The sequence below is a fragment of the Streptomyces sp. NPDC051105 genome, assembly GCF_040682795.1.
In the GTDB taxonomy this organism is placed as follows: Bacteria; Actinomycetota; Actinomycetes; order Streptomycetales; family Streptomycetaceae; genus Streptomyces.
On record NZ_JBFBBR010000005.1, the window covers coordinates 499,525 to 522,372 of the forward strand.

At 70.2% G+C, this 22,848-nt stretch carries 19 protein-coding genes and 2 pseudogenes; 11 read left to right on the plus strand and 10 right to left on the minus strand.

Going from position 1 to position 22,848, the window contains the following annotated elements:
* The first annotated feature begins 230 nt into the window (after nucleotides 1-230).
* From dnaE to AB0N16_RS15955, 3 genes and pseudogenes are all read left to right on the plus strand, one after another.
* Nucleotides 231-3,683 (plus strand): DNA polymerase III subunit alpha, encoded by a 3,453-nt coding sequence (gene dnaE, locus AB0N16_RS15945; RefSeq protein WP_365796988.1) that lies wholly within the window; start codon nucleotides 231-233, stop codon nucleotides 3,681-3,683.
* Nucleotides 3,680-4,663 carry an ImpB/MucB/SamB family protein gene (locus tag AB0N16_RS15950; protein ID WP_365796990.1) on the plus strand — a complete coding sequence of 328 codons (984 nt, stop codon included), beginning with the start codon at nucleotides 3,680-3,682 and terminating at the stop codon, nucleotides 4,661-4,663. Before dnaE ends, AB0N16_RS15950 begins: the two co-directional genes overlap by 4 nt.
* 25 nt (nucleotides 4,664-4,688) lie before the next feature.
* A pseudogene (locus tag AB0N16_RS15955) lies at nucleotides 4,689-4,940 on the plus strand (universal stress protein); the annotation flags it as partial.
* 17 nt (nucleotides 4,941-4,957) lie between these two features.
* Here AB0N16_RS15955 and ppk2 read toward each other — a convergent pair.
* A complete protein-coding gene (ppk2, locus tag AB0N16_RS15960) occupies nucleotides 4,958-5,761 on the minus strand; it encodes a polyphosphate kinase 2 (protein WP_365796992.1) in 804 nt (267 codons plus the stop codon).
* A 41-nt stretch (nucleotides 5,762-5,802) separates the two neighbouring features.
* Here ppk2 and AB0N16_RS15965 point away from each other — a divergent pair.
* Nucleotides 5,803-5,967, plus strand: a pseudogene (locus AB0N16_RS15965) (hypothetical protein); the annotation flags it as partial.
* 69 nt (nucleotides 5,968-6,036) lie between these two features.
* On the opposite strand, the gene AB0N16_RS15970 reads toward AB0N16_RS15965, so the two are convergent.
* The 3 genes from AB0N16_RS15970 to AB0N16_RS15980 all read right to left on the minus strand — a co-directional run bounded on the left by AB0N16_RS15970 (nucleotide 6,037) and on the right by AB0N16_RS15980 (nucleotide 8,839).
* Nucleotides 6,037-6,702 (minus strand): CBS domain-containing protein, encoded by a 666-nt coding sequence (locus AB0N16_RS15970; RefSeq protein ID WP_365796994.1) that lies wholly within the window; start codon nucleotides 6,700-6,702, stop codon nucleotides 6,037-6,039.
* Nucleotides 6,703-6,995: 293 nt separating this feature from the next.
* The gene (locus AB0N16_RS15975; protein WP_365796996.1) at nucleotides 6,996-7,655 is read right to left on the minus strand and encodes a response regulator transcription factor; all 660 of its coding nucleotides are present in this window, start codon (nucleotides 7,653-7,655) and stop codon (nucleotides 6,996-6,998) included.
* Nucleotides 7,652-8,839, minus strand: a complete 1,188-nt coding sequence (locus AB0N16_RS15980) for a histidine kinase (RefSeq protein WP_365797141.1) — start codon at nucleotides 8,837-8,839, stop codon at nucleotides 7,652-7,654. Before AB0N16_RS15980 ends, AB0N16_RS15975 begins: the two co-directional genes overlap by 4 nt.
* A 540-nt stretch (nucleotides 8,840-9,379) precedes the next feature.
* Between AB0N16_RS15980 and AB0N16_RS15985 the strand changes: the two genes are divergently transcribed.
* The 4 genes from AB0N16_RS15985 (at nucleotide 9,380) to AB0N16_RS16000 (ending at nucleotide 13,070) form a co-directional block, all read left to right on the plus strand.
* Nucleotides 9,380-10,336, plus strand: a complete 957-nt coding sequence (locus AB0N16_RS15985) for an ABC transporter ATP-binding protein (protein ID WP_365796998.1) — start codon at nucleotides 9,380-9,382, stop codon at nucleotides 10,334-10,336.
* Complete coding sequence (locus AB0N16_RS15990) at nucleotides 10,333-11,349, plus strand: ABC transporter permease (protein WP_365797000.1); 1,017 nt, start codon at nucleotides 10,333-10,335, stop codon at nucleotides 11,347-11,349. The genes AB0N16_RS15985 and AB0N16_RS15990 overlap by 4 nt, the downstream gene beginning before the upstream one ends.
* A gap of 270 nt (nucleotides 11,350-11,619) precedes the next feature.
* Entirely contained in the window at nucleotides 11,620-12,276 is a 657-nt protein-coding gene (locus tag AB0N16_RS15995) for a TetR/AcrR family transcriptional regulator (RefSeq protein WP_365797002.1), read from the plus strand.
* 80 nt (nucleotides 12,277-12,356) lie between these two features.
* Nucleotides 12,357-13,070: an alpha/beta hydrolase gene (locus tag AB0N16_RS16000; RefSeq protein WP_365797004.1), complete on the plus strand. Its 714-nt coding sequence runs from the start codon at nucleotides 12,357-12,359 to the stop codon at nucleotides 13,068-13,070.
* A 106-nt stretch (nucleotides 13,071-13,176) separates the two neighbouring features.
* Here the strand turns inward: AB0N16_RS16000 and AB0N16_RS16005 are convergent, their stop codons facing one another.
* Nucleotides 13,177-13,758, minus strand: coding sequence for a TetR/AcrR family transcriptional regulator (locus AB0N16_RS16005; RefSeq protein ID WP_365797006.1), 582 nt, complete (start codon nucleotides 13,756-13,758; stop codon nucleotides 13,177-13,179).
* Nucleotides 13,759-13,885: 127 nt separating this feature from the next.
* Here AB0N16_RS16005 and AB0N16_RS16010 point away from each other — a divergent pair, with 127 nt between their 5' ends.
* Entirely contained in the window at nucleotides 13,886-14,725 is an 840-nt protein-coding gene (locus AB0N16_RS16010; protein WP_365797008.1) for an alpha/beta hydrolase, read from the plus strand.
* Nucleotides 14,726-14,781: 56 nt separating this feature from the next.
* Here the strand turns inward: AB0N16_RS16010 and AB0N16_RS16015 are convergent, their stop codons facing one another.
* Nucleotides 14,782-14,934: a hypothetical protein gene (locus AB0N16_RS16015; protein ID WP_365797010.1), complete on the minus strand. Its 153-nt coding sequence runs from the start codon at nucleotides 14,932-14,934 to the stop codon at nucleotides 14,782-14,784.
* Nucleotides 14,935-15,014: 80 nt separating this feature from the next.
* On the opposite strand from AB0N16_RS16015, the gene AB0N16_RS16020 reads away from it, so the two are divergent.
* Entirely contained in the window at nucleotides 15,015-15,884 is an 870-nt protein-coding gene (locus AB0N16_RS16020; protein ID WP_365797012.1) for a hypothetical protein, read from the plus strand.
* A 294-nt stretch (nucleotides 15,885-16,178) separates the two neighbouring features.
* Here AB0N16_RS16020 and AB0N16_RS16025 read toward each other — a convergent pair whose 3' ends face one another.
* Nucleotides 16,179-16,571, minus strand: a complete 393-nt coding sequence (locus AB0N16_RS16025; RefSeq protein ID WP_365797013.1) for an SRPBCC domain-containing protein — start codon at nucleotides 16,569-16,571, stop codon at nucleotides 16,179-16,181.
* A gap of 29 nt (nucleotides 16,572-16,600) precedes the next feature.
* Nucleotides 16,601-17,536 carry an NADP-dependent oxidoreductase gene (locus tag AB0N16_RS16030; protein WP_365797015.1) on the minus strand — a complete coding sequence of 312 codons (936 nt, stop codon included), beginning with the start codon at nucleotides 17,534-17,536 and terminating at the stop codon, nucleotides 16,601-16,603.
* Nucleotides 17,537-17,673: 137 nt separating this feature from the next.
* On the opposite strand from AB0N16_RS16030, the gene AB0N16_RS16035 reads away from it, so the two are divergent.
* On the plus strand, nucleotides 17,674-18,546 hold the full coding sequence (locus AB0N16_RS16035) for a LysR family transcriptional regulator (RefSeq protein ID WP_365797017.1): 873 nt from the start codon (nucleotides 17,674-17,676) through the stop codon (nucleotides 18,544-18,546).
* 293 nt (nucleotides 18,547-18,839) lie between these two features.
* On the opposite strand, the gene AB0N16_RS16040 is transcribed toward AB0N16_RS16035, so the two are convergent.
* Together AB0N16_RS16040 and AB0N16_RS16045 are read right to left on the minus strand one after the other, a co-directional pair.
* Nucleotides 18,840-20,099 (minus strand): cytochrome P450, encoded by a 1,260-nt coding sequence (locus AB0N16_RS16040; RefSeq protein WP_365797019.1) that lies wholly within the window; start codon nucleotides 20,097-20,099, stop codon nucleotides 18,840-18,842.
* 655 nt (nucleotides 20,100-20,754) lie between these two features.
* Nucleotides 20,755-22,839 (minus strand): SpoIIE family protein phosphatase, encoded by a 2,085-nt coding sequence (locus AB0N16_RS16045; protein WP_365797021.1) that lies wholly within the window; start codon nucleotides 22,837-22,839, stop codon nucleotides 20,755-20,757.
* Between the last annotated feature and the right edge of the window lie 9 nt (nucleotides 22,840-22,848).

Here is a 22,848-nt window from a genome sequence, read left to right on the forward strand (position 1 = left end):
TTGCACTACAAACAGCTACCGCCCGCTCGTCTCAGCCTCCAACCACCCTGCACGGCTGGAGAAGTGACGGAGCGGCACTTCCCCTGCCCGCCACCCACCCCACCAAAGAACCGTTTACACGTTCGATTCCTGTCGCCTACCTGGGCTGATGAGGTTAGAGTAATCGAACGAGCGTACGATGAACATATCGGGCGCATGGTCGAAAAGGGGTGGAGTGATGGAGGTGCGGCATGACGGGCTTCGCCCATCTGCACGTCGCGTCCGGTTACTCCGCCCGCTACGGCGCCTCCCACCCCGAGCAGCTCGTCCGGCGGGCGGCCGAGCAGGGCATGCCGGCGCTCGCGCTCACCGACCGGGACACGGTCACCGGGGCCGTCCGGTTCGCGCAGGCCTGCGCGAAGGACGGGGTCACGCCGGTCTTCGGCATCGACCTGGCGGTGCAGGCCCTTGCGCCTCCGCCGCCCGCCCGGCGTCACCACACCCCGGCGCGCGGTGGCGCACACGTCGTGGAGCCGCCGCTGCGGTTCGTGCTGCTCGCGCGGAACCGGGAGGGCTGGGCACGGCTGTGCCGCATCACCTCGGCCGCCCACGTCGGCGCCGTGTCCGGTACACCGCCGGTGGTGCCGTGGGAGGCGCTGCGCGAGTACGGCGGCCCCGGTCTGAGCGTGCTGCTCGGGCCGCTCTCGGAGCCGGTGCGGGCACTGTCGGTGGGCCGGGAGGACGTCGCGATGAAGCTGCTGGCGCCCTGGCGGGAGATCTTCGGGAGGGAGGTCCGATTGGAGGTCGTCGCGCAGAAACGTTTCGGCATGGAGCCTGGATCCCTGCGCCTGGCCGCCCGCACCCTCGCGCTGGCCGACCGCACCCGCACCACCGCCGTGCTCTCCAACGCCGTCCGCTACGCCGACCCCGGCCAGCACCGCCTCGCCGACGTCCTGGACGCCGCCCGACTGCTGCGACCGATCGACCGGCGCCGGCTGGACAGCGGACAGCGCTGGCTCAAGGACGAGCGAGGAATGGAGACCGTCGCGCGCATGATCGTCGAATGCGCCGGAGGAGACATCCGTCGGGCCCGCCGGCTGATCGCGGACACCGCCGCCACGGCGGCCGCGTGCACCGTCGACCCGGCGGCGGACCTCGGGCTCGGCACACCGCACTTCCCGGAACCGGCCCTCTTCGGGGCGGAGCCCCGGACGGGCGGCGCGGCACAGCTGCTGCGCGGGCAGTGCGAGGCCGGTCTGGCCAGGCGCGGCCTCGACCGCGACCGTACGGCGCTCGACCGACTGGACGAAGAGCTCAAGGTGATCTCCGAGCTGGGCTACGACTCGTACTTCCTCGCCGTGTCCCAGGTCGTGGCCGACATCCGGGCCAAGGGCATCCGGGTCGCCGCCCGCGGCTCCAGCGCCGGCTCGCTGGTCTGCCACGCCCTGGACATCGCCACCGCCAACCCGCTCGACCACCGCCTCCTGTTCGAACGCTTCCTCAGCACGCGCCGGGCCTCACTGCCCGACATCGACATCGACGTGGAGTCCGCACGCCGGCTGGAGTGCTACGACACGATCTTCGAACGGTTCGGCAAGGAGCGGATCGCGGTCACCGCCATGCCCGAGACCTACCGCGCGCGCAGGGCGCTCAGGGACACCGGCCTCGCGCTCGGCATCGCCCCCGCTGACATCGACCGGATCGCCAAGAGCTTCCCGCACCTGCGCGCCTCCGACATCACCAGCGCCCTCGCCGAACTGCCCGAGCTACGACAGCTGGCCGCCGAGGCACACCGGTACGGCCCCCTGTGGGAGCTGGCCGAAGGCCTCGACTCCCTGGTCCACGGCATGGCCATGCACCCCTGCGGCGTGGTCATCAGCGACGCCACCCTGCTGGACCGGCTGCCGGTGCAGCCCACGCCGCAGGGCGACTACCCCATGGCGATGGCCGCGAAGGAGGAGATCGAGGCGCTCGGCAACATCAAACTCGACGTCCTGGGCGTGCGGATGCAGTCCGCGATGGCCCACGCCGTCACCGAGATCGAACGGACCACCGGCAACCACATCGACCTGGACGACTCCGAGCAGGTGCCGCTCGACGACGTCTTCGCCTTCAAGCTCATCCAGGAGAGCCAGACCCTCGGCCTGTTCCAGCTGGAGTCCCCCGGCCAGCAGGACCTCCTCTCCCGGCTCCAGCCCCGAGACGTCCAGGACGTCATCGCCGACATCAGCCTCTTCCGCCCCGGCCCGGTCGCCGGCGGCATGCCCGAGCGCTACATCGCCGCCCGCCACGGCGGCACACCCGGCTACGCCCACCCCGACCTCGAACCGACGCTCTCCGACACCTACGGCGTGACCATCTGGCACGAGCAGATCATCGAGACACTGTCGGTGATGACCGGCTGCGACCGGGCCTTCGCGGAGATCACCCGGCGGGCGCTCGGCGACAAGGAGCAACTGCCCAGGATCAGGGACTGGTTCCACGAGCGGACCCGCGCGCGCGGCTACAGCGCGGCCGTCCGGGAGGAGGTCTGGAATACCGTCGAGGCCTTCGGGGCGTACGGCTTCTGCCGCGCCCACGCGGTCGCCTTCGCCGTACCCGCCCTGCAGAGCGCCTGGCTCAAGGCGCACTATCCGGCGTTCCTGCTCGCCGGGCTCCTCGAACACGACCCCGGGATGTGGCCCAAGCGGGTCCTCGTCTCCGACGCCCGCCGCCGCGGGGTTCCCGTCCTGTCCGTCGACATCAACAACTCCCGGGTGAAGCACACCGTGGAGAAGACCGACGGAGACCAGTGGGGAGTGCGTCTCGCCCTCTCCGCCGTGCACGGCATCAGTGAGCAGGAGTGCGCCCGGATCGAGGAGGGACAGCCGTACGGATCGCTGTCCGACTTCTGGCAGCGGGCGCACCCCAGCAGACCGGTCGCCGAACGCCTCGCCGAGATCGGTGCCCTGAACTGCCTCCACGACGGCCGCCTCACCCGGCGCGACCTGCTGCTCCAGATCGCCGAACTCCACCGCCAGTCCCGCACCCGGTCCGCGCACGAGGGACAACTGCCCATCGACACGGGCGCGGTCGGCGGGGCGGAGCCGAGCGGGCTGCCGGAGATGACCGGACGCGAGGCCCTGAGCGCCGAGCTGAGCACCCTCGGCATCGACGTCTCCCGGCATCTGATGGTGCACCACCACCGGCTGCTGCGCGAGATCGGCGCCACCGACGCGGCCCACCTGGCCGGACTGCGCGCCGGTCAGCAGGTCCTCGTCGCGGGTGTACGGGCCTCCACCCAGACCCCGCCGATCGCGAGCGGCAAGCGGATCATCTTCGTCACCCTGGAGGACGGTTCCGGCCTGGTCGACCTGGCCTTCTTCGAGGACTCCCACCCGGCCTGCGCACACACCGTCTTCCACAGCGGGCTGCTCCTCGTCCGTGGCACGGTCCAGGTGCGCGGCACCCGCCGTACCGTCGTCGGCACCATGGCCTGGGACCTGGACGAGATCGCCGCCGCCCGCCGCGACAACGGCCCCGAAGCCGCCCTCGCCCTCCTCGGCGCCAGCCGCCCCCACCCGACCCCCGCCCAGCCGCACCGCACCCTGGCCGACGGCACCGCGGGCGCACGGCTGCACCCCTACGCCGACCTCCAGCCCGCCGGCACCCGCTCCGCCGACCTGAAGAAGTTCGGCCACCGAAGCCCAGGGAGCGCGGGATGACCACACGTCAGCGGCACATCGCCCACCTTCACCTGCACGCGACACCGACCGAGGATCAGTACGCCGATATAATCGAACTGATGTCTGGTGTCACGCCCCACGTCCAGGTCGTCCCGCCCAACGCCGTACAACTGGACCTGACGTCGGCACTCAGATACTTCGACCTGTCTCCTTACGAGGTGGTCCAGCTGGCGAAGCTCAGACTGAAGGCCCTCTACGGCATCGACAGCAGCGCCGGACTCGCGGGCAACCGCATGCTGGCGGCCATGGCGGCCGACGCCTCCGCGCCGGGAGAGACCACCTGGGTACCCACCACCGACGCGGCCGACTGGCTGTACCCGCGACCGGTCACCGCGCTGCCGGGGATCGGCCGCACCACCGCGGACACGCTCAGCAGATACGGCCTGCACACCATCGGCCAGGTCAGCGAGCTGCCCGCCGGGACGTTGCAGCGGCTCCTCGGCGCGGGCCCCGCCCGACTGCTGGCCGAACGCGCCCGCGGCCGCGACCCTCGCCCGGTCGTCCCGATGGAACCGGCAGAACACCTGACCGCCGACCTCGTACTGGAACGGGACTGCCTCGACCCGGCACAACATCACCGGGCGGTCCTGGGGCTTGCCGACCAGATCGGTCAACGCCTGCGCGGTGAAAGCCAGATCGCGCGGCGACTCACCCTCACGGTCCGGTACGCCGACCGCAGCTCCACCACACGCACCCGCACCCTGCCGGAACCCACCAGCCACTCACCCACCCTGGCCACGACCGCCCTGGGCCTGCTGACCGCCCTCGGGCTGCAACGGGCAAGAGTCCGTGCCTTCGCGGTCCGTGCGGACGGTCTGTTGCCGGCCGACAGCGCCTACTGGCAGCTCTCTCTGGACACTGGTGATACCCGTGCCCGCGCGGTCGAAGCCGCCGCAGACCGCGCCCGTCGACGCTTCGGGCCGGAGGCCGTACGCCCGGCCGCTCTGGCGACGGAGTGACCTTGTGCGCCGATCAGCCGGTGGGTACGACGAGAACGGGCCAGTGGGAATGGCGGAGGAGGCGCTGCGCGACGTACCGGAGGAGGTGCGCGTGCACCGGCAGACCGTCGGGGGCCCCGCCCGCCAGGTACTGCTGGCCGCCTCCCACACGGCCGACCTGCTGGTGGTGGGCGCCCGGCGGAACACCGGGCACCTCGGGCTCCAGCTCGGCCGGGTGGCCCACGGCGTCCTGCACCACGCCGCGTGCCCGGTCGCCGTCGTACCCGAGCGGACGTGACCGTGATGACCGGCTACTCAGAGACTCGCCGCGTGGTCGGGGACGTAGGTCTGCAGATCCCGCGGCGGACGCTCGTAGCCGGTCGACGGCGGGCGCTTCGGGAGCTTCAGCACCGGCGGCGGCACGTCGTGGTACGGGACGGTCGACAGCAGGTGGGCGATCATGTTCAGCCGTGCCCGGCGCTTGTCGTCGCTCTCCACGACGTACCAGGGCGTATCGGGGACGTCGGTGTGCACCAGCATCTCGTCCTTGGCCCGGGAGTAGGCCTCCCAGTGGGTGATCGACTCCAGGTCCATCGGCGACAGCTTCCAGCGCCGCAGGGGGTCCTCAAGGCGCTTGCGGAACCGCTCCTGCTGCTCGGTGTCGCTCACCGAGAACCAGTACTTGCGCAGCAGGATCCCGGACTCGACCAGCATCCGCTCGAAGATCGGGCAGTGCCGCAGGAACAGCTGGTACTCCTCCTTCGTACAGAAGCCCATCACATGCTCGACGCCGGCCCGGTTGTACCAGGACCGGTCGAACAGCACGATCTCCCCGGCGGCCGGCAGGTGCTCCACGTACCGCTGGAAGTACCACTGGGTGCGCTCGCGCTCGGTGGGCTTGGGGAGCGCCGCGATCCGGGCGATGCGCGGGTTGAGGTTCTCCGTCACCCGTTTGATCGTGCCGCCTTTGCCGGCCGCGTCCCGCCCCTCGAAGATCACTACAAGACGTGCCCCCGTGGCCCGTACCCACTCCTGCAGCTTCGCCAACTCCGCCTGCAGACGCCGCAGTTCCGCTTCATACACCTTGCGCGGCAGCTCCGCCGCCTTCTTGCCGGCCATGCCGCCTCCACCGCCCGATGACTGACTCACGGAGCCATCTCATGTCCAAGGTCGAACACCAGGACGCCACCGTACTTTCCGACGAGGAACTGCGCACCCTGGACGCCCACTGGCGCGCCGCCAACTACCTCGCCGCGGGTCAGATCTACCTGAGGTCCAACCCGCTGCTCACCGAACCGCTGCGCCCCGAGCGCATCAAGCCCCGGCCGGGTGCACAGCGCCGTGTCGAGGCGTCACGGGTGCGGGGCAGCGGTGCTTCCGTACGCCCAGGCCTGTCAGCGCGAGGCGTTTCGCGCGGACATCGGCATGAGGCAGCAGCGGACGTCGACCACGCCCTCGACCGCGCGGGCCAGTTGCTCGGCCACCCGGGCCAACCCGTTGTCGTCGACCCACCCGGTGAGGCTGACGACACCCTCCGCGACCTCGACCCGCATGTGGTCGGCGGAGAGCGGGAAGAGGCGGTCGATGACCTCGTGCCGTACCTCTTCGGCAAGTTCCTCGTCGTCCCGCAGGAACACCTTCAGCAGATCCGAGCGACTGACGACGCCCTCGAGCATGCCCTCGGCGTTGACCACGGGCAGCAGCTTGACCTTGCGCTGGGCCATGATGCGCGCAGCCTGGGCGAGCGTGGCGTTCGGATGCGCGGTCACGGCGGGCGTGCTCATCAGCTCTTCGGCGGTCACCGCGCCGGCCTTCGCCAGGTCGTCGAGGCGCTGCCGCTGGGGGAACCGGTCCGGATCGCTGTCCCGGAGCTCCTCCTTCGGGAGCAGATCGGCCTCGGAGACGACACCGATCACCCGGCCCCCGCCCTCCAGCACGGGCAGGGCGCTGACCTTCCGCTCCTCCATCATGGTGACGACGTCCTTGAACGGGGCGTCGCGACCGACGGCCGCGACGGTGTGGGTCATCACGTCGCTCACGGTGTGCGGTTTGCCGGGCATGATCTCCTCCTCGGGAGGACGGGCGAGGCCGAAGGGTCCCTGCCCCCAGAGTGGGCCCGGCCGGTACCCGGCGCCACAGGCCGCCCGAACCTGGCACAGGGTCGTTCGGCCTCCATGCGGGCGCTTCCGTGGAGACTGAAGAGGTTCTTCGATGACGCCGGCAGCAGGAGAAGGGGAATCCCGGTCCGGCCGACCCCGGGCTCATCTCCACCGCCGCCAACCTCGGCGGTCTCGCGCTCGGTCCGCCGGCCGCGGGCACCCTCGTTCACCGGCAAACCTTTTCGGTCACAGCACTAGCCCAGACCGGCGTGGTGAACGGTCAGCGCGATCTGTACCCGGTTGGTGAGTTCCAGCTTGGTGAGGATGTGCGAGACGTGGGCTTTGACGGTGGGCAGACTCATGTACAGCTCGGCTGCGATCTCCGCGTTGGTCTTGCCCTGTCCCACGGCCACCGCGACTTCCCGTTCCCGCTCGCCCAGCCGGTCGAGGCGGATGCGCGCCTCGGCGGTCACCGTACTTCGGTCCGTCCCGCTGTCCCGGGTGGCCCTGGCGATGAGCTGCTCGATCACCGCGGGTGAGAGCACCGGCTCGCCCGCCTTCACCCTGCGCACCGCCGCGACGATCTCGGCGGGTGGAGTGTGCTTGAGCAGGAAACCGGCCGCGCCGTCGCGCAGCGCACCGAGGACCTGCTCTTCGTCCTTGAAGGTGGTCAGCATGACGACGGCAGGCGGGTCGGGGCGGGCACGGAGCAGTCTGGTTGCCTCCAGGCCGTCCACGTCGGGCATCCGGATGTCCATCAACACCAGGTCGGGGGCGTGCTCGTCGACCAGTGCCGGGACCTCGCCGCCGTCCCCCGCCTCGGCGACCACCTCGATGTCGTCAGCACCACCGAGCATCAGGCGGAGCCCTGCGCGGACCAGCGGGTCGTCGTCGACGAGCAGCACACGGATCATGCGGGCCAGGGTAGCCAGGCCCGCAGCACATAGTCCGGTCCTGACCTGCCATGGCTGAACCGGCCACCGGCCAGCACGACGCGTTCCTCGATGCCGATCAGCCCCTGGCCGGCCCCCGGGATGCCGTCACGCGGGGCACCGCGTCCGACCGGATTGGACATCTCCAGGCTGAGGCCGTCACCGGGTCCGCCTTCCACGGTGATCCTGACCGGCGAGCCGTGGGCGTGCTTTCTGACGTTCGTCAGTCCTTCCTGAACGATCCGGTAAACCGTCAGTCCGGAGATCCCCGCCGGGCCGTCGGCCTCGGCCACCCACATGTCCAGGTCGACGCGCATACCGGCGTCCTGTGACTCCTTGACCAGGCCGGGTACCTCGGCAAGCCCCGTCTGCTGGGGCCGGGTGCCGTCCACGACGGGGCCCTCGGCCGGTGACCGCAGTACCTGCAGCACCACCTGCAGATCCTCCAGTGCCTGGTGCGCGCTTTCCCTGATCACGGCGGCGGCGCGGGCGGTTTCCTGCCCGGACGCCCCGGAGTTGAACTCCAGGGCACCCGCGTGGACGCTCAGCAGGGAGAGCCGGTGGGCCAGAACGTCGTGCATCTCCCGCGCGATGTCCTGCCTGGCCTCGCCCTGGGCACGCTGGGCACGGAGCACCGCCTCGGCTTCGGCCCGTTCGGTGCGCTCGCTCAGGGACCGGACGAACAGCCCCCAGCCGACCGCGGCGGCGATCAGGACCGCCACGATCACCGCGCTCGCGATCCGCACCCCGGAGGCGTAGGGATTCATGAGGAAGTAGACGGGTATCGGCAGCAACGCCAACAGGGCGACGGTCAGGATGGTGCGCGGTGGTCTGAGGACGGCGACCGTGAAGAGCGCCACGACCAGGGGCACCACGGCCGGGGTGACGGCCGCGGCGGCCACGGCCACGACGGCGACGGCGGTAGGCCATCGCCGGCGCCACCACAGGACCCCGATGGCCACCAGGGAGACCGGGTTCACCACCCAGGTGAAACCGAACAACAGCGGCGACGTGAAGGTCAGCGTGCCGAATGGCATCGTGCCGGAGCCGAATTCCGGGCTCAGTGCCAGGTTTCCCGTGTTCTGGACCGGAGAGAGGGCCGCCGACAGCACAGCGGCCAGCACGACGACGCCGAGGTCGATGACTTTCTCACGCCGGTAGTCCATCACGGAGACCAAATGTAGAGCGGCCGCCGCGGGGTGCCCAGGGACGAAGGTCCTGCCGGGGAAACCGCAGACTTTGGTATATCGCCTGAACCGACCGGTCCGAGCTGTGACCAGGGCGGATGTACCGCCCCGAAGCCCATGCCGCCGGGACCCGGCCGGCACCTCCGGACCGGCACACCCGCGGATTACGCCTTTGGTCGGCGCGAACACCGACTTTGAGCCGAAGCCGCCCCTGGGCCGGCCCTTCTAGCGTTCCGGAAGTCACACCGCATGACTTCCGCATCTCTTTCACGAAGGGCCCGACCTTGAAGAAACACGTTCTGCTTCTGTTGGGGGCACTGCTCGCATTCTCTGGCGGGGTGCCACTGGCGCAGCGGCTCTACGCCCATCTCACGCTCTGGGGATTCGGAGTCCCCGGCTACGGGTCGTCGCTGATCAAGCTGGCTCTGGTGCTCGCCGGCGGCGCGGCACTGGTTTTCGCAACGCGTATGCCCGGCGCTCTCTGGCGCGGTCCCCGATCGCAGGAGAGGCAGCCCCACCATGACTGATCTGCGAGAGAGTCCGTCCGGGCACACCACGGAGAGCGCGGCCCCGGCTTTGGAGGCGGTGGGACTCGGCAGGCGCTACAAGCGCGGCTGGGCGTTGCGGGACTGCTCGTTCCGGCTGCCGGCCGGCCGGATCTGCGCGCTGGTCGGCCCGAACGGCGCCGGCAAGACGACGTTGCTGTCGCTGGCCGCCGGTCTGCTGGAGCCGAGCACCGGCACCGTCCGGTTGGGCGGGCATCCGGCCCGGTCCGCCGAGGCCCGGCGGCACACCGCGTTCCTCAGCCAGGAGAAGGCGCTCTATCCGCGTTTCCGGGTCTCCGAGATCCTGCGCATGGGCCGTGAGCTGAATCCGACCTGGCACCAGGAGACCGCCGAACGCATCATCTCCGCGGGAAACGTCCCGATGGACGCCAGGGTCGGCACCCTGTCCGGCGGCCAGCGCACCCGGGTGGCCTTCGCTCTGGCCCTGGGTAAACGTCCGCGGCTGCTGCTGCTCGACGAGCCGATGGCCGATCTGGACCCGCTGGTCCGGCGGCAGATGATGGACACGCTGATGGCCGAGGCCGTCCAGCACGGCTCGACCGTCGTGATGTCCTCCCACCTGGTGTCCGAGCTCGAGGGAGTCTGCGACTTCCTGGTACTGATCGGCAGCGGCACCGTCAGACTGGCCGGCGACGTGGACGAACTGATCCGCGCCCACCGGATGGTCTCCGGCCCCGACACGGAGGCGGAGCGGTTGGCGAACCTGCCCGGCCAGGTGACCGTCGAATCCCGCAGCGCGGGCGGCCGCACCACGGCGCTGATCCGCCCGCGCGGCCCGCTTCCGGCAGAGACGGAGCCGACCCTGCCGAGCCTGGAGGAGCTGCTGCTGGCCCACCTGCGGACGGACGACGCGGCACCGCTGATCACGTCCACCGCGCGTCCCGGCTCACGCCACGAGGTGACGGCGTGAGCGCGACGTTCCCGATCTCTTCCCGCCCATCGGCCCCGACCAGGTACGGACTACGGCTGCGCGGGCTGACCTGGCTGGTCTGGCGGCAGAACCGGCTGGCGTTCTGGGCCGGTCTCGGTGTCGCGGCCGCCGTCGCGGTCTACGCCGTCGTGCGGCATCAGGAGATGGCGCACGCCATCGCCCAGGGGAATCTCGACGCCTGCCGGGGCACCGAGATCGGAGCCGGCGCCTGTTCCAACAAGCTCATGGCCTTCACGCAGACCTACCAGTTCCCGATGCGCCGACCGCTCCAGGTCATGTTGGCGCTGCCGTTGGTCTTCGGCGTCTTCCTGGGCGGCCCCCAGCTGGCGCAGGAACTGGAGTCAGGTACCTACCGGACCGTGTGTACGCAGTCCGTGACACGGTTGCGCTGGTTCGCAGCCAAACTGCTCGTACCCGTGACCGTGACGGTGGTGATCAGCGGGACGATCGCCGCCGCGATGACGTGGTGGTGGCAGCCGGCCGGGCACCTGCTGGGCGGCTCGTTCCCCTGGTGGCAGTGGTATCCGTACGACGGCATCGGCCCCGTGGTGGTCGGCCTGTCCGTGCTGTCCCTGCTCCTCGGCGTGACCGTGGGCCTGATGGTGCGCCGTACCGTCCTGGCGATGGGCGCGACCGTGGTCCTGAGCGCGGGTGCGATGTATCTGCTCGCATCGCTCCGAGGCCATCTGCTGCCCACCACCCTGGCCACGGTTCAGCAGCCGACCGCCTCTGCGGCTCCGTCGAACGCGTGGGTGCTCTCCGAGGGCCTCACCGACGCCGCCGGGCGACGCGTGCCGGATCTGCCCAGTTGCTACGCGGCCGACGACTACGCGAAGTGTCTTGTGCGGCACGGCAGGACCGGCCGCTGGGCGGAGTTCCATCCGGCATCCCAACTCTGGCCCCTCCAGTGGGCGCAGACCGGCCTGTGTCTGCTGCTGGCGGCCGCGCTCGCCGGGCTGTGTGTCTGGTGGATCCACCGCCGCGCGGTCTGAACCGCGGCTCGGATTCGGCTTCTTCAAGGTTCACGAGCGGTCACCTGGCCACGAGACGGCCGCCCTGGCCCCGCGTCGGCCGAGATTGCCGGATGTCGGAACTTCTGGCAGCAACACCGGTTTGCTCCGCTCCTGCCGGGACCCTCCCTCCACACCGACGGCCGAACACTGAACAGTGTGTATGAACATCACGTATGCTGTGCGCGGCCGGCCGGACGGTCCGGCACCACGGGCAGGCACCGTTGGCGGCTGCATGGGAGGAGGGCGACCATGACGTCGGTGACGCGACGCCGAACTCATGATCACGAGCGGCGGTCCGCGGCAACAGAGGCGAAGCTGCTCTCGTCGGTGGAAAAGCTCCTCAACGCCGGTGAATCCTTCACGGAGATCAGCGTTCAACGCATCATCGAAGAAGCCGGAGTGTCACGGGCTACGTTCTACGCGTACTTCCAGGGAAAGCCGGACATCCTCAGGCGGCTCGCACAGAAGGTCAGGGACAGGTCTCTCGCCTTGGCCCGGCAGTGGGATCCCGGGGCGGGCGAGGACGGCGCGGCCAGGTACACGCAGTTCTTCGAGGAGGTGCTCGCCCTCCACCGGGCACACCATCCAGTGCTTTCGGCGGTTCGAGAAGTCGCTTCCTACGACCCGGACATGCGGGACTTCTACTCGGCCGATCTGGAGGGATTCGACGAGGCCGTGCTCACGACGCTCGTGGAGCAGCAGCGGAGCGGAGCGACGCCGGCCGACCTTGACGCCGTGGCCGCAAGCAGGGTCATCGTCTGGGGCGGAGCCCAGGCCATCGCCCATCACATCAGCGTGGACGACGGGACCGGCGATGCCGCACTGGCCCGTGAGCTCGGAAACATCTGGTGGTACGGCGCCTATCGCCGTCCAGCCGGTAACGCCGGGCGGCCGCATGACGGGTGAGTCCTCGCCCGACACGGACGCCAACGGCCCTCCGCTGTTTCTTCTTCCGAGGACGCCCACTTGACCTAGAGAGGATTGCAGTGACCGAAATCAATTCCACGTATGTGCTGATCCCGGGTGCCTGGCATGGGGGATGGTCTTGGCGTCCGGTTGCCGAGCGGCTGCGTGCCGCGGGTCACCGTGCGGTCTGTCTCACTCTGCCCGGCCTGGGTGACGGTGACGATCCCGCGGGTCTTGGGCTCGAGGATGCGGTGGACCATGTGGTGTCCGAGGTGGAGAAGCTGGGCACCGAGGTGACCCTGGTGGGTCACAGCTGGGGTGGCTATCCGCTGGCCGGCGCAGCGCACCGTCTGCCGGGCAAGGTCTCCAGGGTCGTCTACTACGCCGCGCAGGTGCCTGTGCGGGGCAGGTCGTTGGTGGAGGACAATCCTCCGGAGGCGGCAGCGATGCTGCGGGGACTGATCGACGCATCCCCGACGCGTTCGATCCCGCCTACGCTGCAGTGGGTCCAGGGCCTCTTCATGCAGGACGTCGAAGAGGCGACCCAGCGTCTGGTGGCGGATCTGCTGACGCCGCAGCCCGGCGCCTATTTCCTGGACGCGCTCGATGTCCCCAGCGTGGCCGAGCTCGGCATTCCCGCGCTCTACATCCTCGGCCAGGACGATCGTGCGCTTCCCCTGCCCGGTGCCGAGTTCGCGGCACGGCTGGGACTGGAACCCCTGATGGTTCCCGGGACCCACGAGGGCATGCTCACCCACCCTGATGAGGTCGCCAAGGCGATCCTGAACGGCTGACGTTGAGTGAATGAGGTCCTCGGACACCTGGGTGTCACGGGTCCGAGGACCTCGTCGGCGGTTCCTTCCAGGCGAACAACTCGGCCGCCCGCCCACGGCCTGCGTATCAGGGCTCGTCGGTGATTGATCGCAGGGCCGAGGCGAGCACGGCGTCGAGTACGGCCTGGGCGTGGTCGCCGGAGGGCAGGGCCCGCGCGAGGGTGACCGCGCCCACGATCGAGGCGAGAAGGGTCCAGGCCTGCTGTTCCCGTTCCTCCTGCGTGCCGTGCATGGCGGGGGCCAGGAGCGCGACCACCTCGACCATCCGGCGCCGGTACGCCTCGCGGACCGGGTCGCCCGCTCGTGCCACGTCGGCGCTCAGCGACGGCATCACGCAGCCGTGTCCGGGGTCCTCGCGGTGCAGGTCGCTGAGGTAGAGGCGGAGCATCTCGCCGAGCATGCGTCGCCGCTCGGCCGGCTCCTGGTCGGCGAGGCCGGCGAATTCGACGCCGAGTTGTGCGGCCACCACCTCTTCGAGGACAGCTTCCTTGTTGGCGAAATTGGAGTAGAGGGCCCCTGAGGTGACCTGGGCCGAGGCGGCAAGCGCGTCGACGCCGACGGCGTGGAAACCGTTCTCCTTGAGCGTGCGGCCCGCTTCGCGCACGATCGCGGCCTTGGCCTGGGCCTTGTGCTCCTTGGAGTACCTCACCCTGATTCCCTCCTTCGGCGTCTCCGGCTCTCTCCGCCAACTTAGGGTAGCGCTCGTTATATAACGAGCGTTACGCTATGCGGGTCAGACGCCGTCACCGGCACGGAGCGACAGAAAGAGCACAGCCATGCCTGCAACCAGCAAGGACGCCGTCACCAAGACCGTGGACGTGGGCGGGACGCCCTTCGTCTACCGCGAGCTGGGTCCGGCCACGGGCGTTCCGGTGGTGTTCCTGCACCACTTCACCGCGGTCCTGGACGACTGGGACCCCGCGGTGGTCGACGGGATCGCGGCCGAGCGGCGCGTCATCCTGGTCGACCTGCGCGGCGTCGGCGGCTCCGGCGGCACCACCCCCGACAGCATCGAGGCCATGGCCGACGACGCGACGGCCTTCATCGAAGCGCTCGGGCTGGGCACGGTCGACCTGCTGGGCTTCTCCCTCGGCGGCGCGGTCGCCCAGGTCATCGTCCAGCGGCGACCCGACCTGGTCCGCCGCGTGGTGCTGGCCGGCACCACGCCCGCCGGCGACGAAGGCCCCGCAGGCACGGGGGCCGTTCTGCAGGCCGCCCTGGAGAAGGCGAGCGCCCAGGGAAAGCACCCCAAGCACTTCCTGTTCTTCTCACCGACCGCCACCAGCCAGGCAGCCGCAGACAGCTTCCTCGCCCGCCTGGACGAACGCACGGCAGACCGCGACGCACCGGTGTCCGACGAGACGATCGGCGCCCAGCTGACCGCCCTGGCCAAGTGGGAGAAGGGCACCTCGCCCGCCGCCCTGGCCGCCGTGAACAAGCCCGTCCTGGTCGTCAACGGCGACGACGACACGATGCTGCCCACCATCAGCTCGTTCCACCTCGCCCGGATGCTGCCCAACGTCCAGCTGAGCATCTACCCCGACTCCGGACACGGCGCCATCTTCCAGCACCACGAACTGTTCGTCGCGCAAACCCTGGGCTTCCTGCGCAACTGACACCCCCGACCACCGCACGATCACCTGGAGAGAACCCACGTCACCGCCGGGGCCGGCTACCCCGCGGCGGTGCTGCCCGGCCTGGTGCTGACCGCGGCCGGGGTCGGGCTCGCCCTGCCGACGGCGTCGATCGCGATCACCAGCGGAGTCCGGGCCGGCGACCAGGGACTGGCCGGGGCTCTGTTCACCACCAGCCAGCAGACCGGCATGTCGTGTCCCTCGACATGTAGGGTCCCTCGACATGTCGGATCACTCGACATGTCGACCGAGTCGACATACTGTCGTCGGTGTGACTGAACCGAACGAAGCAGCACGCATCGCCGCCCTGTCCGAGCTCATCGCCTGGGCCGAGCGCCGGCAACGGCTCAGCGAGGACCGCGCCGACGCCGTGGCCGCCGCTTGGCGCACCGGCACCCGCAACGTTGCCGAGCTGGCTCGCCTCGCCAGGGTCAGCCGCGACACCGTCTACGCCGATCTGGCCGCCCGAGCCATCAGCCCCGGCTCTCGCGGGCAGGAGATCTCAGGCCCCCAGAAGGCCGGCGGAATTCCCCTCCGAGGCGAATCGGTGCGCACCGTCGCCAGGATCGCCGACGCCGTCGCCCGGCCGGCCTTCACCCATGACCCCGACGATCCACTTGTACGCGCGACGCTGGCCGCGTCGAGCGCCCTGGAGACCGTGGCCGACGTGCTGGAACCGCCGACGGACCAGGGGCCCGGCTGGACACCCCGAGAGACACTGCCCGGCCTGGCGGACGAGGGGGAGAAGCTTGCGCACCACAGCCGCCGGGCCTTGGCCGCCATCACCGAACCAGCCGAACTCACGGCAAGCTCCGCCGGGTACCGACAATCCCTCCTCCATACCGGCCGACATGCGGTGGCCGACGGAGCGAGCGTCACTCTCACTCTGCCGACGGGCGGGGTCATCACGCTCGAGGTGGGACGCGACGAGACCGGCTGGACCCGCCTGACGAGCGACAGCCCCCTCCTGGTGGAAGGCGTCGACAGCCTCGACCATCTGGAGGCGCAAGCGGCCCTCCACACACTGGCCCGCATCGCCACCCGACACCTCACGGAGACGGCCCTCGCTGAGCAACGCAAGGACGCGCCGCCCGGAAGCCGCAGCCCGCGTACCCGCACCCTCCCGAGTAACGAGAACTGACAGCACCCGTTTCATCTCACGGTAGCCGCGTTCACTAGTCGCGTTCAATGGGAGTGCTCAGCCTCGATCTTGCGTGACGGCCCGTCGGTTCTTCCGGCGGGCCGTTGATGCCGACGTGCCGTTCATTGCTTTTCCTTGTGGTGATGGCGCCCTGTGCGCCTTTGGGCGCCGTGGCCCGCGGACCACGGCTCGTGGGAAGCGCGGTCTGCGGGCGTGGAGGTGTTGCGGTGCGCGGGCGGGCGCCCGGCGTGTGGACTGTGCGGGGCCGTCAGTGGCCGGATTCGAGTCGTTCTCTCAAGGCCCTGCCGTGGCTCGCATAGTCCTCCTCCATCTGGGTCGGGCGGGCTCTACGGTCGCCACGGCGGCCGTGCCGGTGAACTCCTCGGATTCCGTGTATCGCGTTCCGCCGGCGCGGGGTTCGAGGACGAAGGAATGTCTGCCCATGAGGACATCCGGAATGCCGCCCTCCCAGACAATCCGTCGCGGTGCCTCGTAGTGGACGACCGTGAAACGGTATTCCCCGTCGTTCTCGGCCCCCCGCGACACCTGGGCCCGCAGTCGGGTTCCGGGCAGGATTTCCTTCGGAACCTCGACGAAACGCAGTGTGGGGTGCCACTGTGCGTATCCGGCGAAGTCGGTCAGTTCCCTCCACACATCCTCGGGGGGAGTGGCGATGTCGGTGACCACGGTGATGACCGGACTGTGCTGCACGTTCCTCACACCGACCTGCCGTTCTCCAGGACGATCTTGCCCCGGACGTGTCCGCCGGCCAGCACCTGCTGGGCCTCCGCAGCCTGGCTGAGGGGGAATGCCCGGTCGACGTGCACCGTGATCTTCCCCTCCTCGGCGAGCTCAACCAGCCGGGTCAGGTCGTCGCCGTCAAGGTGGGCGTACACATCGATGGCGCCCTCGTACTCGGTGGCGGATCGGGTGATGGAAGCGACCCGCGCCCCGAGGGCGGCGAGTGCCCGCGTGGTGGAGAGGGAGCCGCGCCCCGCGGTGTCGAGCACCGCGTCGACCCCGTTCGGAGCGATCTTCAGCACCTGCTCGACGAGCTCGTCGCCGTAGCGCACCGGCGTCGCTCCCAGGGACTCGACGAACGCCTGGCCGGCCTCGGAGGCCGTCCCGATCACCCGCGCGCCCCGCGCGATCACGATCTGGACGGCGAGGTGTCCGACGCCTCCCGCCGCCCCGTGCACCAGTACGGTGTCGCCGGCGGTCACCTTGAGGCTGTGCACGATCGCCTGGTAGGCGGTGAGCCCGGCGAGCGGCAGCCCGGCGGCCTGGGCCCAGCTCAGGTTCCTCGGCTTGCGGACGAGCTGACGCGGTTCGGCCGAGATCTTCTCCGCGTATGTGCCGTAGTGCATGGCCTGGCCGCGGACGAACCCGATGACCTCGTCGCCCGGCCCGAATCCCGTCGTCGCGACTCCCACCTGCTCGACGACCCCGGCCAGATCCCACCCGGGCGTCACCGGAAAGAGCGAGTCCACGAGAGGATCCGCGGCACCGCTCTGGAATGCCAGATCCGCAGGGTTGAGCGCCGCCGCCTCGATTCTCACCAGAACGAGATCGGCGAACATCTTCGGATCCGGAATATCGACGACTTCAAGGACTTCGGGCCCGCCGTAGTTCTGGTACTGAACAGCCTTCATAGCTCCACTTTTCTTTTTCCGTGTGATTCGGCATAAGCAGCCCACCTGGCCGCTGCCTGGGCGGCACACGGTCAAGCTGACCAGGATGCCTACGGCGGAGCAATGACTCTCTGCGCAACAGGCAATACCTTGGACGCATGAATGAGCTGGAGACCCGGGAACTCGGCTACTTCGTGGCCGTGGCCGAAACGCTGCACTTCGGCAAGGCCGCGGAGCGCCTCGGCATCACGCAGCCACCCCTCTCCCGGGCCATCGCCCACCTGGAGAGGCGTGTGGGCGTCCCTCTGCTGGAACGGACCACCCGACAGGTGAGGCTGACCGCCGCGGGCGAGGTCTTCCTGGCCGAGTGCCGCACGATTTTGGCGACGATGGACACCGCCGTACGCAAGGCGCGTAAAGCTGCCGAGCAGGAACAGGTCACCATCGCGGTACGGCCCGCCGCCGGCCCCGGCGTCCTGCCCGCCCTGCTCGCCGCCGCACAGGGCCCCGACGGTGTGCTCACCGACGTCGTTTTCACCTACGACGAGATCAGTGCGCTTCGGGACGGCACCGCCGACGTCGCCCTCATGTGCCGGTCGACCGCCACCCCCGGTCTCGAAACGATCGAGCTCGGCCAGGAGCGGCCGGTCGTCCTGCTCCCGGCGGGCCACCCCCTGGCCGACCGCCCGTTCCTGGAACTCACCGCGGTGGAGGCCCTGCCGGGCTACGCGGCGCAACTGCCGAACGAGCCGCTGGACGCCATGGCCGACCGCGTCGCTCTCGGCCTGCTCGTAGTCGTCGTCGGCGAAAGCGTCCGTGACCGCCTCGGCGTATCCGTGCGGGCGGTGCCCGTCCACGGATACCCGGCCACCCAGCTGGTTCTGGCCTGGCTCCCGGACGCGTGCTCGGCCGCGTCCCGCCTGGCCGCGACCGCCCGCGCGGTGATGGCCGACAGCAGCCGGGAAGAGGCACTGCCGACGGCGGCGTCAGCCGGCGGCGAGGCGAGCCCTCTGCGGCGGCCCGCCGCGTGAGCGGCCTGGGCGGCCTCAACTCCCGTCCGTAACTTCCATGGTCGGCGGCTCGCCCGGCCGCAGACCGACATCCAGGACGCCCGAACGACCGAAGTGACCGGCAGGAACCGGCCACCTGCAGCGCGACCCGCTCCGGGGGAACCATTGGGGATGTCGTCGAAACACGGCCCCGCTCGCCGTTCGGTCGTAGCGGATGTCCGGCCGGGGGCTTCGAACGGCCCCCGGGTCCGCTCACCCGGTACGCGCGCGACGGGTGTGACCGCCCACGACTGACGCCGGGGAGGCTTGGAAGGTCAAGAGGTCGCCGAGACCTGCGTACCGGGGTCGTGATGCTCGGAGGGCGGAGTGAAGGCGACGTCCAAGCTGGTCAGTCCTCGGAAGTTGAGACTGCGCTGCCAGCGCGGCTGAGCGCCGTCGAGCCTCCAGTCGGGCAGCCGCGTGAGGAGCGCCTCCAGTACGGTGACGCCTTCCAGCCGGGCGAGCGCCGCGCCGAGGCAGAAGTGCGGCCCGTATCCGAAGGCGACATGACGCCCGGCGGGTCGTTGGAAGTCCAGCACGTCGGGGTCGGGGAAGGCCGCCGGATCCCGGTTGGCGGCGCCGCACACGAGGAGTACCGCCTGGCCGGCGGTGATGGAGCGACCCGCCAGGTCCAGGTCGTGCCGGGCCCGCCGCAGCATCAGCTGCACGGGGCTGTCGTAGCGCAGGAGTTCCTCGACTGCCGCGGGGATCAGGTCTGGCCGGTCGCGCAGTTGGTCGGCGGCCTGCGGGTGCTTCAGGAGGGCGAGGGCCGCGTTGCCGATGAAGTGGGTGGTGGTCTCGTGGCCGGCGATCAGGAGCAGGGCGCAGTTGGCGAGGAGTTCGTCGAAGTCCTGGTCGGGGTTCTCGGTTCCGGTGTCCAGCAGGGCGCGCAGGGTGTGCGGGGCGGGCGGGCCGTCCTTGCGGGTGAGGAGTTCCCGGAGATAGGCGAGCATCTCTTCCATGCTCTGCGAGGCGGCCCGGCTCTCGTCGGCGTCGAGCCGGGAACTGCCGATGGCCGCAGCGACCGGGTCGGACCAGGAGGACACTGCGGGTCGGTCCTCTTCCGGTACGCCCAGGAGGTCACAGATGATCGCCAGGGGCAGCGGGCGGGCGAGGTCGGCGACGATGTCCAACCGGCCGGTCGGTGCTGCGCGGGTGATGATCTGATCGAGGGTGTCGGAGATCCGGTCGCGGAGTGCGGCCACGGCCCGGGGGGTGAAGGCTCTGCTGAGCAGGGCGCGCAGCCGGGCGTGGTCAGGGGCGTCGCTGTAGAGCATCTGCCGGCTCAGGACCCGGACCAGTGGCCGTAGTTCCTCGGAGACCGCCTCGATGTCCGGATAGCGCACCGAGGAAAAGCGGGGATCACTCGCCGTGTTGCTGACCACGGCATGACCGGTCGCGACCCAGGCGTTCAGGTGGCGGTCCCAGTAGAGGTCTTCGGCGTCTCGAAGGTCCCGGTAGAAGTCGTAGAGACGGTCCTGGTTCTGGGGCCTCAGAGCAGACAGCAGGGACGTGTGTGTCGCGCGTGTGGGCACCGTCGGATGGTAGCAGCGCGGGAGCGCCATCTGTCCGGATGAACGATTGTCTTATCAATACTTCTCAATACTTGTGTAGCGAGTGGGTCACTTGTGTAGCGAGTGAGTCCGAACTCCTACGGTCCACCCGGCGGTTACGGAGGGGACGCCGCGGAGGCGAGGCAGAAGGACACGCTGCTCAGGACGGTTCTCCGTCCAGTCGGCCGAGGGCAGGCGGCACGGCGGCCGTGGCTCCTGCCAGGAGTGTGCCGCAGGTCACCACGACAGAACCGACGGGTGGGAACACCCCTGGGCGGCGGGCCGTTCATCTACACGTGGCTGCGGAGGGGACAGTGTCCCCGGGCCTCACCTACAGCCCATGGGGACGATCGTCCGGCTGAAGCCCCATGGAGCCCCTCGCCGAGAGGCGACCGCCCTCCGCACGCCACCATCTACGGCCCCGGCTGGTCTCCCCCGTCCAGCCGGGGCTTCTCGTGCGCCCGACGTCCGTGGTGACCCGTCGAGAACGTCCAGGTCCGCTCGGCCACCGGTCCCCCGATCGCGGTACGGCGGGAGCGGGAGCACCATGAAGCCACGCTGCGGGCCGGCCCGACCTCCCACGACATCGGCTACGGACCACGCGGCCCGCCGACGGCGCGAAACAGCGGTGCCCGGCCTAGGGCCGGTGCCGAGGGCGGGCCGGGGGCGGGAGGGACTGCTCGGCCCAGACGGTCTTGCCGTCGGGCGTATGGCGGACGCCCCAGTTCTGTGCGAGCTGGGCGACGATGAACAGGCCGCGCCCTCCTTCGTCGACGGTCTTCGCGTGGCGCAGCCGTGGCGCGAGGGAGCTGCTGTCGTGGACTTCGCAGGTGAGGGTGCGGTCCTTGATGAGCTGTAGCTGGGCGGGCGGGGCGCCGTAGCGGACGGCGTTGGTGACCAGCTCGCTGACGATCATTTCGGTGGTGTAGGCGGTTTCCTCGTCGATGCTCCATCGGACGAGCTGGTGGCGGGCGTGGGTGCGTGCCTTGGCGACGGCCTTGGGGTGGTGGCCCAGACGCCACGTGGCGACCTGGCCGGCGGGGAACGGGTGGGTGCGGGCGAGGAGGAGGATGACGTCGCTGTGGCGGGTGTCGTTCCGCAGCTGGTAGAGCACCTCGTCGCACAGATCCTGCAGGGGCCGCCCGGGGCTGGCCAGCACCCGTCGCAGGGTGTCGGGGGACGGTGAGGTGTGCAGCAGGGCCGCGGTGTAGAAGGCGATGACGCTGCCGTCGGCGACGGGGACCGTGGCGGCGGCGAAGGGCGGGCCCCCGGCGCTGCCCAGGGGAGGTCCGCTCGGCAGGTCCAGGACCTCGGTGGTCCCGTCGGGATGGGCGATGACGGGTGGGGGATGCCCGGCAAGGGCGACGGTGCAGGTCTGGGCGAACGGGTCGTGGATCGCGTACGCGCAGCTTCCCGTCAGGGGCACGAGATCGCCGGGCGGCAGCGCCGCGCGCTCCTCGGCGAGGCTGAGGGAGGTGTCGTTGAGGCGGGCGAGGAGTTCGTCGGGCTCCAGATCGAGAGCGGCCAGGGAGTGCACGGCGGTCCGCATCTGTCCCATCGTGATGGCCGCGTGGATGCCTTGGCCGTCGACTTCCCCGACCACCAGTGCGGTGCGGGCACCAGACAGGGCGAAGGTGTCGAACCCGCCGCCCCCGCCCACCTGGGACGGCACATGCAGGTACGCGGTCTCGACGGTGCTCCGCGGCGCGGGGTGGGGTGGCAGCAGGTGACGCTGGACCGTCAGGGCGATGGTGTGTTCGCGGGTGTAGCGGCGGGCGTTGTCGATGCACAGCGCGGTGTGAGCGGCCACTTCGAGGGCGAGGGTGACATCGCCCTCGTCGTAGACGTCCGCCTGGTCGGTGCGGTACAGGCTCAGCAGTCCCAGCACGGTGCCGCGCACGGTCAGGGGTGCCGTGATGAGGAGGCGGGCACCGGAGACGCGGATCGCCTCGGCGCGTGGCGGGTCGGTCGCCAGCCAGGGCGTGTCGGGTGTCAGGACGACGAGGCGGGGCTTGAGGTCGGTCAGCGTCTGGGCGTAGGGCGTGGGGAACGGCAGCGGTCGTACGTCGCCCACCGGGTGCGCCTGGATCTGTTCCTCGCCGCCGCTGTGGCGGAAGGCGGCACGGCGCAGCGGCACCTCCGGTCCCAGCGGGCTCAGGGGAGGTTCCTCGCCCCGTACCACGGCGTCCACCACTTCCACCACGGCGATGTCGGCGAGGTCCGGCACCACGGCCCGCACCAGTTCCTCGCAGGTGGCGACCACGTCGAGGGTCCGTCCCACGTGCTCGCGCACGGAGCCGAGGACCCGCATCCGGAGGCCCACCCTTTCGCACTCGGTGACATCGACCATCTCCGTGAGTACGCCCCACACCCTCCCCTGCGCGTCCTCCAGACGGGACGCCGAGACGGAGAAGAGGTACTCCGGCCCCGGCTCGCCCTTCGGACGCACCCCCACGAGTCGCCCCCGTACCGGCGTGCCGGTCTCCAGTACGCCGCGCAGCATCGCCTCCACCTCACCGGGTGCCGACAGGTCGTACACGTCGGTGACGTGCCGGCCCACGATCTGTCCCCGGCGCGCTTCGTGCAGAACCGGTCTGATGAGGTTGATCCGCAGGATGCGCAGCTCCGTGTCCAGGATCAGCAGGCCGGTGGGCGACTGGTGGAACAGGGCCTCCAGCACGGCGGCACCCTTGCCCGGCGAGACGGCTTCGTTGTGCGGCACGGCGACGCA